At 40.3% G+C, this 19851-nt stretch carries 9 protein-coding genes; 1 reads left to right on the forward strand and 8 read right to left on the reverse strand.

Translation table 11 applies throughout. The features are described from left to right. Positions 1 to 137 precede the first annotated feature (137 nt). The 7 genes from ACFG4S_RS29120 to ACFG4S_RS29150 all read right to left on the reverse strand — a co-directional run bounded on the left by ACFG4S_RS29120 (position 138) and on the right by ACFG4S_RS29150 (position 13015). On the reverse strand, positions 138 to 1484 hold the full coding sequence (locus tag ACFG4S_RS29120; RefSeq protein ID WP_392532376.1) for a cytochrome P450: 1347 nt from the start codon (positions 1482 to 1484) through the stop codon (positions 138 to 140). Between the two features lie 80 nt (positions 1485 to 1564). Continuing rightward, positions 1565 to 2188: an O-methyltransferase gene (locus ACFG4S_RS29125; protein ID WP_392532377.1), complete on the reverse strand. Its 624-nt coding sequence runs from the start codon at positions 2186 to 2188 to the stop codon at positions 1565 to 1567. 146 nt (positions 2189 to 2334) lie between these two features. Next, positions 2335 to 5472: a thioester reductase domain-containing protein gene (locus ACFG4S_RS29130; protein WP_392532378.1), complete on the reverse strand. Its 3138-nt coding sequence runs from the start codon at positions 5470 to 5472 to the stop codon at positions 2335 to 2337. A 47-nt stretch (positions 5473 to 5519) separates the two neighbouring features. Further along, entirely contained in the window at positions 5520 to 8873 is a 3354-nt protein-coding gene (locus ACFG4S_RS29135; RefSeq protein ID WP_392532379.1) for an AMP-binding protein, read from the reverse strand. A 245-nt stretch (positions 8874 to 9118) separates the two neighbouring features. Further along, positions 9119 to 10819 (reverse strand): histidine ammonia-lyase, encoded by a 1701-nt coding sequence (gene hutH / locus ACFG4S_RS29140; RefSeq protein WP_392532380.1) that lies wholly within the window; start codon positions 10817 to 10819, stop codon positions 9119 to 9121. A 281-nt stretch (positions 10820 to 11100) separates the two neighbouring features. After that, entirely contained in the window at positions 11101 to 11946 is an 846-nt protein-coding gene (locus ACFG4S_RS29145; protein ID WP_392532381.1) for a PEP-CTERM sorting domain-containing protein, read from the reverse strand. A gap of 178 nt (positions 11947 to 12124) precedes the next feature. After that, positions 12125 to 13015, reverse strand: coding sequence for a PEP-CTERM sorting domain-containing protein (locus tag ACFG4S_RS29150; RefSeq protein ID WP_392532382.1), 891 nt, complete (start codon positions 13013 to 13015; stop codon positions 12125 to 12127). 509 nt (positions 13016 to 13524) lie between these two features. On the opposite strand from ACFG4S_RS29150, the gene ACFG4S_RS29155 reads away from it, so the two are divergent. Continuing rightward, positions 13525 to 15546 carry a cytochrome-c peroxidase gene (locus ACFG4S_RS29155; protein ID WP_392532383.1) on the forward strand — a complete coding sequence of 674 codons (2022 nt, stop codon included), beginning with the start codon at positions 13525 to 13527 and terminating at the stop codon, positions 15544 to 15546. A gap of 342 nt (positions 15547 to 15888) precedes the next feature. On the opposite strand, the gene ACFG4S_RS29160 is transcribed toward ACFG4S_RS29155, so the two are convergent. Beyond that, positions 15889 to 19752 (reverse strand): tetratricopeptide repeat protein, encoded by a 3864-nt coding sequence (locus ACFG4S_RS29160; RefSeq protein ID WP_392532384.1) that lies wholly within the window; start codon positions 19750 to 19752, stop codon positions 15889 to 15891. Positions 19753 to 19851: the final 99 nt, after the last annotated feature.

Below are 19851 nucleotides of genomic sequence, written 5' to 3' on the forward strand. Positions count from 1 at the left end.
ATTTAACTACCGCAAAGCCGTTCGCGCAGCGTCTCCGACAGGAGAAGGGAGCCGAAGTATTACAAACTTGTACTCAGTTTCGACTACGCTCAACTTCCGCTATGCGGAAATATTACGAATTACGGTCTTTTTGAATTTTAAGATTGTTCGCGTAAATGTAACTGAAGTGGAACGCCTTGTTTCGATCGCAGAGTAATAGTTGCCCACAGTACGATATTAAAATCTGACACTAGTTTCAAATGGTACTTTTGAACAATAGTTGCAACGATAGATAACATTTCCATTTGTGCAAGACTCTTACCGATGCAAATACGCGGCCCATGGCCAAATGGAAAATAGGTTCCTCTTGGTAACTGCTTTTCTAAACCGTTAGCCCAGCGATCGGGATTAAATATATCTGGCTGTTCAAAGTAGCGCGGATGTCGATGCATTGTCCACGAACTTATTAAAACTGTGCATCCTGTCGGTACTTTATAACCATCAAGTTCGTAATCTTGAATACTTATACGAGGCATAACTGCTACTGGTGGATAAAGCCGCATTGCCTCCTTAATTATCGACTCGGTGTAACACAAGTGTGGTAGATCGGCAACTGAAGGAGATCGACCACCCAATACCTGATTTAACTCCGTCAGTAACTTGGTTTGTACTTCTGGATGTAACGATATCAGCAGAAAAGTCCAAGACAAAACCACAGCTACTGCTTCTTGTCCTGCAAAAACTAAAGACACAACTTCGTCTCGAAGTTGCTTATCATTCATTTGACTATTATCATCTTGATCGCGAACTTGCATCAGCATCGAAAGCATATCACCTGGGTCTTCACCACTTTGTCTGCGCGACTGAATCAGAGAATAAATATATCGATCCATCTCTTGAAGAATACGCTCGTAACGCAGGTTATTCGTTGCTGAATGCTCCTCTAAATGTTGGGGATTGCCCTCAAACAATCTCGTAGATACGCCCAAAATGTAACCGATGTCTTGTGCCTCTTGCTCACTCAGATCGTGGTTGAAGATTACTTTCCACATAATGTTCAAAGTGAGACGCATCATGTCTGGCTGAACATTACGGATTTCGCCATCTTGCCAAGTGTCGAGCAAGCGCTCAGTATAGGCTATTATAATGTCACCATAGTTGCTAATACGCTTATGATGAAGGACTGGTTGAGTAATGCGTCGCTGATGAAACCAAGATTCTCCTTCCTTGAGAAATAACGCTTCGCCAAGTAGCCCTTGCAAAGAAGTACGCACATTGGGGCCTCTAATAAACAAAGCCCGATCTTTTGACACTTGGTCAATATAGCCAGGACTATTGATTAATAGAGATGGATGTGTACCGATTTGTAGCGGCACAACATCCCCATATTCACGAGAGCATTTAGTTAAAAAAGCCAATTTATCTTCGTTCAAATTAGCCAATGTATCAACTACAGATGCTCCTCCCGGACCAGGTAATTTAAATACATCTTGATTCATCATCATTGTATTGTTTTAAACATTGTCAAGAACTATCAGAGCTTTTATGCGATCGGCCCATAAAGAGCCAATGCAAGTATGCGGAATTAGATAGCTTTTCGTGTTAACTCCAGACCTTGACCAATATCGATTTGAATTGATTCTAAGTCTGGCTTGCTGCGGACATATTCTTGATATTCCTTCATAATTGCGCGAAAATCGGGAGGAGAAGTAATGTTATCTGCAACAACAATCGCCCCTGGAGCAAGCCTTTCATAAAAGCGATCGAAGCAGGGAATGTAAGCATCTTTCCAAATATCAAGCAAGATAAAATCCCACGATCCTGGTAAATTCTCGACTAACTGTACAGCATCACCAAGTTGAAAGTCGACAAAATCCTCTAAACCAGCCTTACGAATATTTTCCACCGCTTGCGCTTGCTTAGTAGCAACATATTCCAGAGTAGTGAGATGGCCACCATTTACCCGTGCAGCTTCGCCTAACCAAATTGTTGAATAGCCAACGCTAGTACCAATTTCGAGAATGCGTTTGCCACCTTGGGTTTTCAGAAGCATATTCAAGAACTGTCCAGTTTGTGAGCCAACTGCCAGCATCATTTCATCTCGATGCTTTCCTCTTTCTTGAGGACTGAGTACTTTGAGTTGATTTTGTTCTGCCTCTAAGAGAGCATCAAATTCGGATAGTACATTAACTATGCGTAATTCTTTCATAAGAGCAATACCTTCGCTAAAAAAAGAGTAGAGTATGGATATAAACAGACAGATCAGATGTTGTAAAGCTTTTATCTCGCAAAAGAATAGTTTAAAAGCTTGATTAAGGTATTTGTAAAAAGCAACCTTCTACATTATTTTTTCTGTTAATTTGGAGCTAAGTCGAGCCAACCACTACGGATGAAATAGGAAAAATAGGTATCTAGTAATTGGGCATTGACGGGAGGGCAAGTTATACAACTACCATTTAGAGCAATCTGCGTTGCAGAACAACTAAGTTGTGGATCTTTTGATTGCTGATTCTCCTCAGAAATAGCGAGTTGTTCTTGAGACAAGTTCTTGAGAAAAAAGGGTAAAAGATGGTACAAGGGGTTTTCTCTGGAACGTACAATATTACTTACTTGCATTTGCCAGTCTCGATAATTAATATGCTCAATCGGATAGCCAAAAGAGCGGATAAAATCTGTTAGTTGGCTCCAATTACAAGGTTGAGGATTGTTTAAGTGAAAAGTTTTTCCGATAGAATCTTTTTGCTTCGATAAATACACAATACTTTGGCTGATATAATCTACCGGAGCCAAATCCAATCTATCAGTTATATCTGTCATACTCCCCATTTGAATACAGCCTTTGATAGTACGGCAAATCACATCATCTTTATACCAAGCGCCTGTCTGACTATGGCCGGAAATAAATGGTGGTCTGTAAATTGAAACTGGAATTCCTCGATCGCTCCCTATCATCATCAACTTTTCTGCTACCCATTTACTCTGGGAGTAAGCAAGTTGCATTCCCTCACTATGAACGAGTTCATCCGATTCAGTGACTATTTTTCCTGCATAAGCAGGTGATTCAAAAACAGCGACAGTAGAAATGTAATGTACTGGTTTGATTTTGTCAATACTCGCCAATCTGAGAATTTCCTGCGTTCCTAAAACATTGGTAGGCTTTAGTGCTGAGTAGGGATAAACATAATTGATCCAAGCAGCATTATGATAAATAACATCAATCAGGCTGCTCATCTTTTCAAATTCTTCAGATGACAGACCTAACAATGGTTGAGATAAATCTCCCACAACAGGAATAATTCTTGCAGATAAATTCTCATTCCAAATGCCATAAGATTCTAAATTATTTTTAATCCTGGTTTTACCTGAATTAGCATCAGTAGAACGTACTAAACAATAAATGTTTGCCTGAGTTTGCTGCAAAAGTTCTTGGAGTAAAAATGCTCCCAAAAAACCTGTAGTTCCAGTTAATAAAATAGCAGTAGGATCGGTTATAAATGCCTCATGTGGATATTCTGGGAAGATTGTAGACTCCAAAACAGCCTCAGAATTCAAATCTGTTACTAATTCACTTATAACAGTGCCAGTTAATGAAGGTTTTGAAAAAATTGTCTTTTTTGCTGCTAATTGCTCCAGCAATAAATTTACCACCTGATTGATATTGGAGTCGCCAATCAACACTTCTATAGGTATGTCTACTCCTAGTTCAGTATCAATGCGATTCTTTAGATCGATATTCATTAGAGAATCTAGCCTGAGTTCCTTCAACGGCTTCTCTGTATCCAGATGTTGCAAAGAATCTATTTCTAAAATTTTGACAAATTGATCCCGGAGATAAGCAACTAATAGTTCTTGACGTTGACTGAGAGAAGCATCATCTAATTCTTGCAAAAACTCAAGTCGTTGCTCTAATGGTTGTTCAAATTTAGTATTTTCTTTTATTTTGATAAATTCTTGTTCTACCAATATTCGGCGTAAAATTTTGCCAGAAGGTGATTTGGGAATTTGATCCACAAATTCCAGTCTACGGATCGTTTTTTGAGGTGCTACTTGTCCAGCGACAAACTCCATTATTTGCTCTGCCGTAGCTAGTTCTTTCAGCACAACAAAAGCTTTGGGAACTTCGCCACTACTACGATGAGGACTTTTGATTACACAGGCATCAGCAATAGCAGGATGACTCAACAAGACTGCTTCTAGTTCTGCTGGTGCTATTGAGTAGCCATTACATTTAATCAAGTCCTTAATGCGATCGACTATGTAAAAGTAACCGTCTTCATCAATATAGGCAATATCCCCGGTGTGAAACCAACCGTCTGGGTCGATTGCGTTAGCGGTTGCTTCGGGATTATTCCAATAGCCTTTCATTAACTGGGACCCGCGTATCCACAGTTCTCCCGGTTGATTGTAGTTTAATGACTGTCCGGTATCAACATCTATAATTTGACATTCAATATTTCTGATACATTGACCTACCGAGCCTGGTTTAATCTTGTCGCGTTCGTCTGGGGTATTCATCACCATCATTGTTTCCGTCGAGCCATAGGCTTCCTTGACGACACAATTGATGAAACGTTTTTGGCACTGTTGTATTAAGTTTGGGTTTAATGGCGCGGCTCCAGAAGTAATCGCCCGCAAACTTGAAAGATTGTATTTATCGACTATTGGCTGGGTTGCTAGCGCTAGCACAATTGGCGGTGCGACATAAATACGGGTGATTTTGTGTTTTTCAATCAAGTTGAGAAATATCTCTAGCTCGAAGTGTGGCATCGTCACAATAGTTGCGCCACAAGCAAGGCTGTAATTTAGCATGTTCATGCCGTAGGCATGAAAGAAAGGTAAAACACCGATGAGTGTATCAGCTTCACTCATCGGTTCGCAGTGTTGAAATTGGTGAAAGTTTGCCAAAAATGCCTGGTGGGTGTACATCACACCTTTAGGCAGACCAGTAGTTCCACTAGAGTAGAATAATCCTACCAAGTCTGCCTCGGGAGTGAACTGTATGGATGGTACTTTTGCTTCCCCTTCTAAAAGCAGAGAAAATGAAGTCGCTCCATTTGCTTCACCAAACACAAACACTTCTTCTACTTTTGACTGAGCAACCGCTTCTAATGCTTGCTCTAGCAGTTCCGGAATGGTGAGCAGATATTTTGCTCCAGCATCATTGAGTTGGTATGCAAGTTCTTGGGCTGTATAAGAGGGGTTGACTGTGGTAGTAATTCCATCTAAAGTGGCGACAGCATGAAAAGCGATCGCATATTCGGGAAGGTTAGGACTGTAAATAGCCAATACATCACCCTTGGAGAAACCACGGGCTGCCAAGTTAGAAGCAACTTTAGCGATGGAGGAAGCTAGTTGTCCATAACTGACTGTGCGATTAGTCAGCCCTTCAATGAAAGCTGGTTTGTCCGCTAATTCTACTGCTCTGTGTAAGACAAATTCTGTTAGTGGGCGATCGGGTATAAAAATATCAGGGTATGGACTGCGAAATATCATAATATTTTCTCTCACTTAATTATTAAATTATTAATCTGGAATCTCAATTAAACCAATTTGATAATATCCAGCACTTTCATATCTGGTTGATGCACAAAATTATGTAAAATTTCCTGATAAGAATTTATAAACTGCTCGATAGTTTCCTTTTTATAAACCGAAACATTGAAGAAAATTTTAATCATCAATTTCTCATAATATTCGGTCGGATAGGATAAGTAAAAAAGTTGTATGTTTTCAAAATTAGTCCACATTTCATTGAAAGCGCTCATCGCATCTAGAATTTGACATTCTAGCTCCTCGTTCCATTTGGTTGGAAGATTATGAGCGTAAACATTACTGATATTTATCATCGGCGGAATATCTTTTGCCCAATCTTGCTTTATAACTGGCAAATTGGAGAAAAGTAAAATATCTTGATTGGCTAAAGCTTCAACAAGTGTTTGTTGAACTTGGTTTAAGAACATCAATCCTGTTTGAGTTTCCGATATTTTACTTCTCCAATAGACTTGTGTGAAAATACAACCAATCATTTTCTCTAGTTCTATTTTGTTACGGCTATTGTGTAGTCCAGCCAACAAAATGTCGGTTTGCCCAGTCCATTTAAACAAACTTATTTTTAAAGTAGCAAGTAAAATTACAAATACAGTGACTCCTTGGCGCTCGCTGAGATGTTTAATAGATGTTAGGAGATCATCAGGTAAAACAAGAGAATAAAAGTCGGCAGCTAAGTTATAATCACCACTTTGTTGAGAATAGTCCGGTGGTAAAACAGTTGGATGAGCATCTATTAATTTTTTTTGCCAATAATCTTGTTGTGGTTCTTGTAGCCTTTCTTGTAAAAACTGCTGTTCCCAGGATACAAAATCTTGATGCTGAAATTGTAATTTAGGCAATATAGTTTCTGCATCAATAAACTTATTAGTTGTCAAAGCTTGATAGATTTTTCTCAACTCTCGATAGAAAATACCAACTGAAAGACCATCTGAAATCAGATGATGCATTGAAATCAGTAGCCTATGCTCTTGGGGAGCAATTCGTAGGCAGATTACCTTAATCAAGAGACTATTCGTGAGGTTAAAAGGCTCTTGGAACAAGGAAATCATGATTTTTTCAGCTTCAGCATCTCGCTTTGTTAGAGATAAGTTTTGTAGATCTACTATTTTTAATGGTAGTAATTGAAATGGAGTGATAACCTGTACGGGTTGACCATCTAAAATGGTAAAGGTCGTGCGGAGAATTTCATGACGATGGAGAACCTCATTGAAGCTTTGCTCTAAAGTCTTTAAACAGAGAGAACCTGTAAAATTTACGGCAAAGTTAACATGGTAAGCGTTGGTGTCAGGACGTAATTGCATCCTGTCCCAGAGACACCGCTGTATTTGAGATAAAGGTATATGTATATTCGAGGGAAGAGTTGTCATCGATGAGAGAGAATTAAACTCTCTATATTGAAATGGATGCCAACTACTAGCTTGGGGGATGAATGTTACTACATTAGCTGAATCACATGTGGCTTTTGCTAGTAAGGGCTCAGAAATGAGAAAATCAACTAGGGTTTCAACAGTCGGATAAACAAAGGCTAAAGTAGAAGGCAAGAGGCATTTAAAACTATTTTCTAAGTGGCTTTTTAACTGGATAGCCATCACGGAATCCATCCCCAGGTTGACTAGACCTTGTTGAGGGCTGATAATCAGAGACGAGTCTAATCCTAAAACTTGAATAATTAGGGACTGAACATGAGCCATTACAACCGAACGGACATCTGATGCTGAACCAGCTGCTTCTAATTTTTGGCGAAACTCAGTCGGGTTCATTATTGCTTCCGACTCATCCCTAATTTTCTTGAGTTCTTGATGGATTAAAAGTCGGCGCAAAATTTTGCCCGCAGGAGATTTGGGAATTTGCTCTATAAATTCTAGCTGACGTATCCTTTTATAAGGCGCGACTTTTGCAACTGTAAACTCTATAATTTCTTCTGGCGTTGCCTTGCTTTTGTCTTTTAAGACCACAAATGCTTTGGGAATTTGTCCACTGCTCGCATGTTCAACAGGAATTACACAAGCATCAGCAATAGCAGGATGACTCAACAAGACTGCTTCTAGTTCTGCTGGCGCTATTGAGTAGCCATTACATTTAATCAAGTCCTTAATGCGATCGACTATGTAAAAGTAACCGTCTTCATCAATATAGGCAATATCCCCGGTGTGAAACCAACCTTCTGAATCGATTGCGTTAGCGGTTGCTTCGGGATTATTCCAATAGCCTTTCATTAACTGGGACCCGCGTATCCACAGTTCTCCCAGTTGATTGTAGTTTAATGACTGTCCGGTATCAACATCTATAATTTGACATTCAATATTTCTGATACATTGACCTACCGAGCCTGGTTTAATCTTGTCGCGTTCGTCTAGACTACCCATACACATAAGTGTTTCCGTCGAGCCATACACTTCCTTGACGACACAATTGCTGAAACGTTTTTGGCACTGTTGTATTAAGTTTGGGTTTAATGGCGCGGCTCCAGAAGTAATCGCCCGCAAACTTGAAAGATTGTATTTATCGACTATTGGCTGGGTTGCTAGCGCTAGCACAATTGGCGGTGCGACATAAATACGGGTGATTTTGTGTTTTTCCATCAAGTTGAGAAATATCTCTAGCTCGAAGTGTGGCATCGTCACAATAGTTGCGCCACAAGCAAGGCTGTAATTTAGCATGTTCATGCCGTAGGCATGAAAGAAAGGTAAAACACCGATGAGTGTATCAGCTTCACTCATCGGTTCGCAGTGTTGAAATTGGTGAAAGTTTGCCAAAAATGTCTGATGGGTGTACATCACACCTTTAGGCAGACCGGTAGTCCCACTAGAGTAGAATAATCCTACCAAGTCTGCCTCGGGAGTGAACTGTATGGATGGTACTTTTGCTTCCCCTTCTAAAAGCAGAGAAAATGAAGTAGCTCCATTTGCTTCACCAAACACAAACACTTCTTCTATTTTTGACTGAGCAACCGCTTCTAATGCTTGCTCTAGCAGTTCCGGAATGGTGAGCAGATATTTTGCTCCAGCATCATTGAGTTGGTATGCAAGTTCTTGGGTTGTATAAGAGGGGTTGACTGTGGTAGTAATTCCACCTAAAGTGGCTACCGCATAAAAAGCGATCGCATATTCGGGAAGGTTAGGACTGTAAATAGCCAATACATCACCCTTGGAGAAACCACGGGCTGCCAAGTTAGAAGCAACTTTAGCGATGGAGGAAGCTAGTTGTCCATAACTGACTGTGCGATTAGTCAGCCCTTCAATGAAAGCTGGTTTGTCCGCTAATTCTACTGCTCTGTCTAAGACAAATTCTGTCAGTGGGCGATCGGGTATAAAAATATCAGCATATGAACTGCGAAATATCATAATATTTTCTTTAACTTATTATTAATGTTGTCTTATGGAAGAATAATCAAGAAGTCTGAGCCAAGGAAGCTTTAGCTCAGAACTTCGGATTATCTTGCCCGGCCTAAATATGCAAGGTGATTTGTGGAGTAGCTGATGAAATTCAGTAATTTGACATCATTTAGGTTTCCTATATGTCAATACTTGTAAATTGGCAAAGGTATTGAGCAAACAACCTATTAATCAGGACTTTAACTGAAACCTGACTAAAAGCTCGCTCTAATTTTGTCAACGGCTTGCACAATCTGACCACCCACCGAAATATCATGAGCAATCAGAGCAATGTGCTGGTCAAGGAATTGGTCGTCATCATTCCAAATGTAGGGATGATTGGGTGAAGGCGGTTTTCCAACCACATTTCGCACAGCCATATACAATTCTTGAGTTGCAGGTGATAAACACTCAGTAGCATTGTAATGACCTGCAATCACATAAGTTCTCAAATCGACAGCTTGAACTCCAAATATCAGCGCCAATGCTAAATATTGTTGAAACAGTTCCATTGAACGACGAGCTAAATTCGCCGAATTAAATCCTTGGCTATTAATATTCTGGTTAAATTGTTCAGCGTGAGTCGGAAAGCGATCGACAATTGAGTTTCCATAGAAGCCCAACAGAGGCATAATCGAGTTTCCAGTGATTTGTAGCCCCTTGAGTCCCATATTAACTACACGCTCAGTATTACCCACCAAAGAGGCGGAGAGTCCATTGTTAAATTCGGGTGCAACTAAAAGCGCAATTTGTGTGTCAAGGTGTTTCGCCAACAGCCCAATATAGTAACGCAGTTGATCCATCGCAATCCCTACATGTTGCCCGAGAAAATTGCCACCGTGATAGCTCACTTGATTAGCAACATCAATTAACGGGTTATCTGTGGCGGAATTAATTTCCACCTCAATTTGACTAGAAATATGCTCAATTCCCTCGATAATCGGTCCGAGATACTGTGGCAAACAACGCAGTGAATAACGATCTTGGATCGGTTGTTGCCCTCGATAGTCATGAGAGCCATCTAACTCATTGCGGATTAAACTCGATCCCTGCAATAACTCCAATATGCAAGAAGCTGCCCAAATTTGGCCAACATGAGGTTTACATTGATGAATAAATGGGTGAAATGACTGATTTGTTCCATTCAAACCTTGAATAAACAGTGCATGGATGCCCATCGTCAATGCTAGCCCTATGCGTGCATCGTATACAGTATTACTTGCAATCCCTGTCATTACAGAAGTACCGTTCATCATCGCTAACCCTTCTTTGGGTTGCAATTTCAACGCTGGTAATCCTAGTCGAGATAGCGCTGTTAAAGCATCGATTTCTTCGCCATTAAAGTCAACTTTATAACTGCGATCCAGTCCAAACAATGCACCGGTAATATAGGACAGTGGAGTTAAATCACCACTTGCACCAATGCTGCCAAACTCATATACGTAGGGAGTTACACCAGCATTCAGGAAAATCTCCATACGTCGAATTACTTCTAGTCGAATGCCGGATGCTCCTCTCAAGTGAGAATTGACTCGTACAAGCATTGCGGCTCGGACATCTGCTAGGGGTAACATTTGTCCTGCACCGACTTTATGATATCGAACAAGATTGTTCTGTAGTTGCTCTGCTAGTTCCGGTTTGATGGCAACATTGGCCATCCCACCAAAACCACTAGTTACACCATATATTGCCTGACCAGCTTCAACTGCTTTGTTAATGTAATCGCAGGATGCTTGCACACCTTCTAGAATTTCGTTGTTATCAGTTATATTTACCTGTGCATAATGACGAGCAACTCGTACAACCTGATCTATGTTTAAAAAACCACCTACAGTAACTGTTGCCTTTGGTGATTTTGTAGACTCTAACTTTTGTGCCAAAGAAGGTGTGAGTTGTTCTTGTATGATTTCAGTCATGATTTATTGCATCTATGAAGGTTAACTAATGGAAATAAAGCGAAAAGAAACCCTTTGATTTACGAAAATGCAGCCGGAGAAATTCTGACACTTGCAATCAATTGCAGAATCAATAATAATCGGATTGCCTTTGAAGTCAGCAGAAAATTCATAATATATATCTGCTCCCTAATAAATATTCAAAAAATCAATTTATGCAATTGATAACTCCAGCATCTGAAGGGGTTACAAAGATGTTACAAAAACGCATCAATTCATGAGCGTTTGCGCCGTTTAACAGATTAAAAAGCTTTTTGCTTACGCAGCATCCAGCAACCTGTAAAAATGGCCACTATTGTACTAACAAGACTGGTTGGTTCAGGAACAGATTTTGCCTCACTAATAGAACTGGCAGCCCCTAAGATTTCACCAGTAATTCCTGTAATGTTTTTATCGAAAACGCCCGCTCCTGTTGTTTCATTAATAATCAACTGTCTACGATCATTTGTATAAGCGTACAAAGTTCCATCGTCATAGGCCAGTCCATAAACCTCAGCAAAACCAACATTGCCAATTGGGGTAGCTGCGCCATTTATGTCAACAGAGAACAAAGTACTATCACTTCCTCCGACAATCGATGATAGACCGAAAAATCGATTAATTTTAGGATCGAATACGATATCAGAGATACTGGGGAAGCCAGTATTAGCTATTAAACTGGCAGAACCTGTAGATTCATTAACAGAGTAGAAATTACCATTTAGATCTGTAGTATAAAGCCTGTTATTTTTGTCAAAACCTAATCCAAAATAAAATGTTGTATTATCTCCTCCACCAATAAAAGTAGATGAGCCTGAGCTTGGATTAATACTATATAGTTGCCGATCAAAGGTAGTAGCGAAAAGTTCTCCTGTATCATTGAGGGCTAAATCGGTGAAAGGTAAACCGCCGTTAATAAAAGGAGTAAATATGCCTGTTGAAACATCAACATTTCCAACTTGTGCTAACCCAGGAGTAACCATTCCCGGAGGAGGAGGGACTACAGTAGAAATTATTACAGCTTGTCCGGGAAGTGCAGAGCCTAATATCTCGCAACCAGCAATAATTGCTCCGATACTGGCTACAGTTAAGCTTTTGTACAGTTTCATAAATTCAATCCTTTTTTTGGGAAAAAATTAGTAAAGATACTTGCCCGATGAGAGGGGAGAAGTATTTACAGCACTTACGGCAGCTATGAGGTACATTCCCAAATCTAAAAGCTTTGATAGGAGAAGGCAAGGAGAAAAACTGTATTGCATAATAGCCGGAAGCGCTATAACAGTATCGCTAGGCAGATTGAGAATCTTTTTGCTTACGCTTCATCCACCAACCCGTTAAAATAGCCAGTATTGTACCTACAAGACTGGTTGGTTCAGGAACTGATTTTGCCTGACTAAGAGTAGTGGCAGCCCCAAATATTTCACCACTAAGTCCTGTAACCTTTTTATCGAAAACCCCTGCTCCTGTTGTTTGATCGATAATTAATTGTCTGCCATCATTTGTATAACCATACAAAGTTCCATTCTCAAAAGCCATTCCATAAACATCATGAAAACCAATCTTGCCAATTTCCGTAGCTTTACCATCCAAGGAAAGAGAGAATAAAATACTATCATCTCCTCCTACAAGTGAGGATACAGCTAAAAATTGATTATTTTTCGGATTGAATACGATATCAGAGATACTGGGGAAGCCAGGGACTTTAGATATTAAACTGGCAGAACCTGTAGACTGATTAACAGAGTAAAAGTTACCGTCTGGAGTTGGAGTTATTGGAGGGATCGAGGTTAATCCAACCCCTGTGGCATAAAGTCGATTATTGTTGTCAAAACCTAATCCAACCGCTGCGTCATTATATTCGCCTTGACCAATCAAAGTATATGAACCTTGGCTCTGACTAATAGTGTATAGTTTCCCATCGACAAGACCAAAAAGTTCTCCAGCATCACTGAAGGCTAACTCACGAAAACTTTCACCACTGGTAATAAAAGGAGTAAATACGCCTGTTGAAACATCAACATTTCCAACTTGTCCTAACCCAGGAGTAACCACAAAAGGAGAAGGAACGACTCCAGTAGAAATTATTACAGCTTGTCCAGGAAGTGCTGAAACTAATATTTCGCAAGCAGCAGCAACCGCTCCAATGCTAGCTAAAGTTAAGCCTTTGTACAGTTTCATGGATTTAATTCCTTTTTTTGGGGAAAAGATTAGTCAAAATTCTTGTCGGCTCGGAGGAGAGAAACATTTAACAGTATCGCTGGCGGGAACAAGTTTTGTAGCATTATGTAGAACTTGTAGCCCGAAATATTTTATCACCAGTAATTCCTAAAAAAGATTTACCAGCTGAATGATTGAGGTAAGCATATCAAAATTAATTTGAAAACACAAGTTTAGTTCCACACAATATATTGTGTTTTTCCTGATATACCTGATATATATATTATTTATACTAGTAAATATATAGTAAACAAATTTTGGTAGCTAAATTTAAACTAAATTTATATTTTTGATAACTTCTATTTTAATAATTAATAATTAATTCTTAACTTTCTTTCCTTAAGGTCATAGTCTATATATTGTCTTGATTCGACAAAAATTGGCATGTATATTTGAACATGAAGAAAATAAAAAATAGCGCCATTTTTATAGTTGCTGTACTCACCAAGGTTAGTAATCTAGTCTCAAATTTGTCAAAGAAAATAAAAAACAGTATCGCAATTACTGTGATAGTTGCGATCGCAGTACTAGCTGGACATAGTGTATCGGCACAAGTAACGCCGATCCCCGTGAATTTTTTCCCATTAACTCCACTTAGCGACGTGAAGGTTCCAGAGCCTGATAATCTCTACGACTACGTTAAAGATAAGAAAAAAGCAATTGTTTTGGGAAAAGCCCTGTTCTGGGATATGCAGATCAGCAGCGATGGCACCACATCCTGTGCTACTTGCCACTTCCATGCCGGAACAGACAACAGGATTAAAAACCAGATCAATCCAGGGGTCTTGGGTGGAGATACTACTTTCACATCCCCCTTTAAGCCGAACTACACGCTTAAAGAAAGAGATTACCCATTTCACAAACTGGCAGATGCCAACGACCGTTTATCAACTGTTGTTTTTGACACCAATGATGTCACCTCCTCCCAAGGAATTTTCAAGTCAAAATTTGTTGATGTTGTTCCCGGTAGTAGTCAAGACATACTGAGTCCAGAGAAAGACAAAGTTTTTAATGTCAAAGGCATTAAAACCCGTCAAGTATCACCACGTAATGCACCGAGCGTGATCAATGCGGTATTCAATTTCCGCAACTTTTGGGACGGACGAGCACAAAACATCTTCAACGGCGTAGATCAATTTGGCACAAGAAACCCTAATGCTCAACTTTATAAGTCAACAACCCCATCTGACCTAAAACCAGTCAGTGTTCAACTAAAAAATTCATCTCTAGCTTCACAAGCAGTAGCGCCACCAGTCAGCTCCGTCGAGATGTCCGGAAACGGCCGCACATTTGAGGAGATTGGTGACAAATTTGGGTCTGGACGGGTCAATTTATTAAAACGCGTTGTCTCTGAGGACGGACTAATAACAACCAATATTTCTAAAAGGTTACGTGGAATAAGACCACTTGCCAAGCAAACCGTAGATCCGACTGACAGCGTTTTAGGTAATTACAGCAGAGCATCTCAAAACCAAAAGGGACTAACAATCACCAGCTATGAAGAGATGATCAAAGCAGCCTTCAAGCCTGAGTGGTGGCAATCTTCTAAATATATTCAGGTTGATACAGCAAACAATAATATCCGAAAAGTTGTCCTCGCTCCGGATTCGTCCGATACTACCAAAGAGTACACACAATTGGAATACAACTTGTCACTCTTCTTTGGGCTAGCAATTCAACTGTACGAATCTACACTAATATCTGACAATGCACCCATTGACCAGTTCTTGAAAGGAAAAACTAGCGCTCTAACTGCTGATGCACAGGCAGGTCGAACTATTTTTGAGGAAAGTGGTTGCATTAGTTGCCACGGCGGAGCAGAATTTACAGCGGCTTCGGTCAGGCAAGTAAAGACTTACGGACGACTTAGCCGTTCGCGAGCACCAGGCGCACCGATTGAAGATACTGGTTTTTTTACTATTGGAGTCAAACCAGCACTTAACGATTTAGGTGTAGGTGCTAACGACGGTTTAAAACCGGAGTCGCGATCGCTTTCGGAGGCGCGGCTAGCTCAATTAGGAAAGTTTCAAGAAGTTTTTGGTGAAGTGCCAAACATCATACCTAGTTCTGGTCTTCATGATGTAGCAGATCAAGGATCGTTTAAATCTCCAGGACTTCGCAATGTGGAGTTGACCGCTCCTTATATGCACAATGGTGGAATGTTAACTCTCGAACAAGTGGTCGATTTCTACAATCGGGGTGCGGCTGATGATAATGCCAGTATACCTAAATTGCGTTTGCTTGGATTGACAGAGAAGCAAAAACAACAATTGGTAGCCTTTTTAAAGGCACTGACTGATGAGCGAGTCCGTTACGAAAGAGCGCCTTTTGATCATCCACAACTGTTTATCCCCAATGGACATCCAGGAGACGAAAATTCCGTCACCGATGACGGCACAGGGAAAGCCACTGATGCCTTTATAGAGATCCCATCTGTCGGCAGTAATGGGCGTAGCAAACCTAATCCTAACTTTCTTGAAAAGACTTTCTAAAAAGTAGGGTAATCGCATCTAATGTTTTAGCTAAATTTACAGATTATCCCTTTTTAATTACTCTTGCCAAAGAGTAATTAAAAAGGGTTCGGGTTATGAAAGAGGCTGTTTGAAAAGTCTAACAGGTTGTAAAAAAACTCTGGTGATTGGTGGAGTTTAGTTCAATATTTAATGCAATTGAGTCGCTATAAGCAGAGACTTATTTACAAAGAATGAGAGCAATAAAGCTTATATATTCAGCTTTATTGCCTTCATATCAAACCTTCCGGCTTTTATCTCAAAGAGCTTAACCCGAACTCAGGTTAACTAGTTGGACTGTAATTCTGACTCCTGAATTCTTCTTCAGTTTGGCTTACCTGTAATCGTAAATGCAGCCCAATAATAGGGATGATTATAAAGCTTTTTATCGGATGCCATTTTACTATTTCTATATAATTGTGTTGCTAAATAAGCTCTAATTCGTACTTCCTCAGGATGCAGATTATTAAGTAAATCTTCATACCATTTTGTCAGTTCTCCAGCAGTTAGTTCTTTTAGCCATAGTGTTGCTTCAGCTAAGGCTGTAACTGGTGATTGATTGGGCTGTAATCTTCGGTAAAATTCTATCACTGCTAAGGCACTAGCCGAAGATTCTACACTCCACAGAGTACTCACTACATGAGGAACACCCTGATTCAAAAAACCATTGACTAAACTCACATATTCGCTGCTGGTAATGTGGGTGCTGGTACTGACATTTTCACAGACAGAGAAAGTCACAAGGTTGTAACTTGCTAAATTTTGTTGGCAAATTTCCTCTAAAGTCAGTTTCTCTTCACCTGCTAATGCCAATTCTGATTTTTTCGGTTCATTTAAGTTATTAGTGACATAACCAGTAAAGTGAAAAATATTGTAATTATTAAATAATGCATTTTCTACAATATTTTTTGTAGCTTCTAAACCCTGAATTCGCTGGTTGTTGTTAAACATTTCGCTGACGATTTCCGACTCCAGTTTGGCAAATTTCAGCGCGGGATAACTTGCACTTTCCGGGTGTTCTACACTAAGCAATAACTGATTTTGCCAGGGGAAAAAATCTTCATTTCTGATGGACAAACCTATTTGGGCACTAGGCAAATAAGTAACTGTGAAATTTGACTCGACATTTGGTAATTCTTCCTGAGATGGAGAAGAGAGATGGAAAAGAGTATGAATAGGCAATCTGTACAAATCGCGATGAGGAATTAAAATCAGTTGGGTGATACCTTCAAGTTCTTGAGCAATTGTGGAAATGTTCAGGATTTCATACAACTGCAAGAGCTTTTGTTCCATATCCACTCGCCAAGAATGCTGACTTTTACTTTCTTTATCTTGGGCTGTGGCGCGATATTCTTGATATTGTTGATGCCAATCTTCTAGCCAATTGTCAAATTCAATTAGGCGTCGCACTCCTTCGGGTAGAGGCAATTCATTTAGACGAATAGCATCTTCTCCTAAAGTTATTGCCCCAACATCTTGGATGGGTGTAAATAGTAGAATCGGTGATGGCGCTTGGTCTTTAAGAATGAAGGTGTGTAGGGCAACTGGACTAATATGCCAGTAAATAATTGCCGTTGTGGGATTGAATAGCTCTTGAATCGCCCCATAATGAGGTGAATAAATATTACGATCCCAGCGAAAAAGCAGCCAATTTAAACAAGTATTTTTTCCTTGCTCGGCAATTTCCCAAGCTTCTACTAGATCGCCGGAATCTACAGCTAAATCAACTGCCAATTGATCGAAACCTGCAAATTTCAAAGCTAACTGTTTTTTACTTTCTTCAGAACGAGTCTCTTCGCTCAGTAATTGTCGTAATAAGTCTGTGCCGCGTTGCAGTAATTCTTGAACTTGGGTTGTTTGTCCTAAACCCATCAGCACTTTACTAAGGGATTGTAAAACTTCTAGATGCAACTGGGGAAAATATTCTAATGTGAGGGTTAACAGCGCTTGATGATATTCAGATGCAGCTTTCCGCCAATAGTCACGAGGATTAGGCTGTTTCTTGCCTTGTTCGTAGTAGGTATTACCGATCGCCACATGCAATCTACCCCATCCTTCTGGATGGGTATCTGTACGCAGATGCTTTAATCCTTCCTCGTAGCTGGCTAATTTTCCTTCGTAGCCAACCTGTTCTAAGGCGGGATTGTTCGCTGTTATATTACTTGATAAATTCCGCAATGGGTAAGAATTGGCTAAATTACCGATCGCAGTTCCCCGACCAATCCAAGCTTCCCAATAATCTTGTTTAATTTGCAAAGCGTTGTCATAACAAGCGATCGCTTCGGCAAATTCTTCTAAATAAAATAATGCTACTGCTTGATTATACCAAGCTAAGTGGAAGTCGGGTTTAATGGCGATCGCTTGGCGATAGGAAGCGATCGCTTCTGGGCGGCGTCCTAAGTTATCTAACGCCACACCCCGGTTATACCAAGCTAAATAGAAGTCGGCTTGAACTGAAAGTGCTTTATCCCAAGACTCGATCGCTTCTGACCAGCGTCCCAAATTAAACAGGACTACACCCCGATCTATCCACACTTCATGATATTCTGGGTCAATTTGTAGTGACCTGTCATAAGATATAATTGCTTCTTCAAATTGTTCGCCGACAGCTAATGCTATGCCTCGGTGATACCAATTTTCTTGGTCTTGTGGTTCGAGATTCAGGGCTTGGTCATAACTAGAAATTGCTTCTCGTAGCCAGCCTAATTTTAGTAGCGCTAAACCTTTACTAGACCAAGCCTCTTCATAGTCTGGTTTGATTTCTATGGCTTTGTCAAAAGAAGCGATCGCTTCTTCAAAGTATCCTAATTCTCCCAGAGTTCCACCCCGGTTGTACCAAGCTTTGTAGAAGTCTGGTTTGATTTCTATGGCTGTTTCGTAAGCGGCGATCGCTTCATCAAAACGTTCTAAATGAAACAGCGTCAAGCCTCGATTAAACCAATATTCTGATAATTCGGGTTGCAGTTCAATCGCTTGGTCATAAGAGGCGATCGCGCCTAATAAATCACCTGTTTTAGCTTGCTGAAGACCTTGGTAAAACCAAGCTTGAGCCTGTGTAACAGGATTATCGCTATATCGCTCAATGATACCTGAAGAATTGCTGCTTTGAACTGCCAAGTTAGAAGCAAGTTGCTGGACTAAATTGCTACTTTGATCCAACCTCACCCACAACTCATCTAACGTATTAGCCACATCTGGCTCTAAATTCGTTAAAGTGTTATCCCAGGTTTGCTCTGACGTAGAAGTTGTTAATTCACTTCTTTGTCTAGTGGGAAGGAGATTTGCTGGTATTGCGGTTTGAATATCTTCTTGTTCGTTGCCCCACCTCAGTTCGGCTAATGTAGTGATTGAATCTTCGGGTGGGGGAAGAGGGATATTTGCGGGTATTGTGCTTTGGGTATCTTGTTGATACTCCAATATCACTTCTTCTAAGTCCTCAGTTAATATTTCTTCAACAGAGGCATTTTCCGCTACTGGTGGGATTGTTTGGGCATCTGGATCGTCATACTCCCATAACTGTTCGCCTAAATTACGGATTAGCTCTTGCCCAGGCGAAGTTACTAGAATTTCTTCATTTATTGTCGGTTCAATGACATCTGGCTCATCATATTCCCATAACTGTTCGCCTAAATTGCGGATTAGTTCTTGCCCAGGAGTAGTTTCGATGAAAGGCTGATCGTACTCCCATAACTGTTCGCCTAAGTCCCTCAGTAGTTCTTGTCCAGGAGTAGTTTCAATTACATTTTGCGCCTGATTGTCCTCAGACTGTATTTCTGTTTCTATCTCTGTAGGTAAGTTTTGCATCAGCCGTATGCCAATCTCATAGGCAACGTCTCCAATTCTGCCAATACCAAGTTCTCCCAATTGCACCATTTGTATTGCTAACTGTTCATTGGGTGTGGGTGAAGCTAGTAAGCCTTCGCCAAACATCACCAACCAATCTATCCAGCGTTCAGCCGGAATACGATTTTCGATTCGTTGCAGATACCTCAATGCCCACTGTCGTCCTCGTGCTTGATGCACGCCTTCTAGCAATTGGATAAACAATTGTTCCAGATCGGCATTAGTTAGTTCTGGTAGTACCTCTACCAGATTATGTTCTCTTGCACCCTTAAGAGAACTCGTCTGCTTACTTTCGATGAGGCGCTTTAAAAACCTTTTAAGCGACTGCGATATCCGCCTGAGCATCTGCCACACTCTTGGATTTTGTTTTTCTAGATTGTAGCCATCGTTGTGTTAAAAAAGTCATGAATTACGCAAAAGCTCATTATATCCGCACAATGCTTC

Origin of the sequence: Nostoc sp. C117 (assembly GCF_043099735.1) — a bacterium.
Taxonomy (GTDB): domain Bacteria; phylum Cyanobacteriota; class Cyanobacteriia; order Cyanobacteriales; family Nostocaceae; genus Nostoc.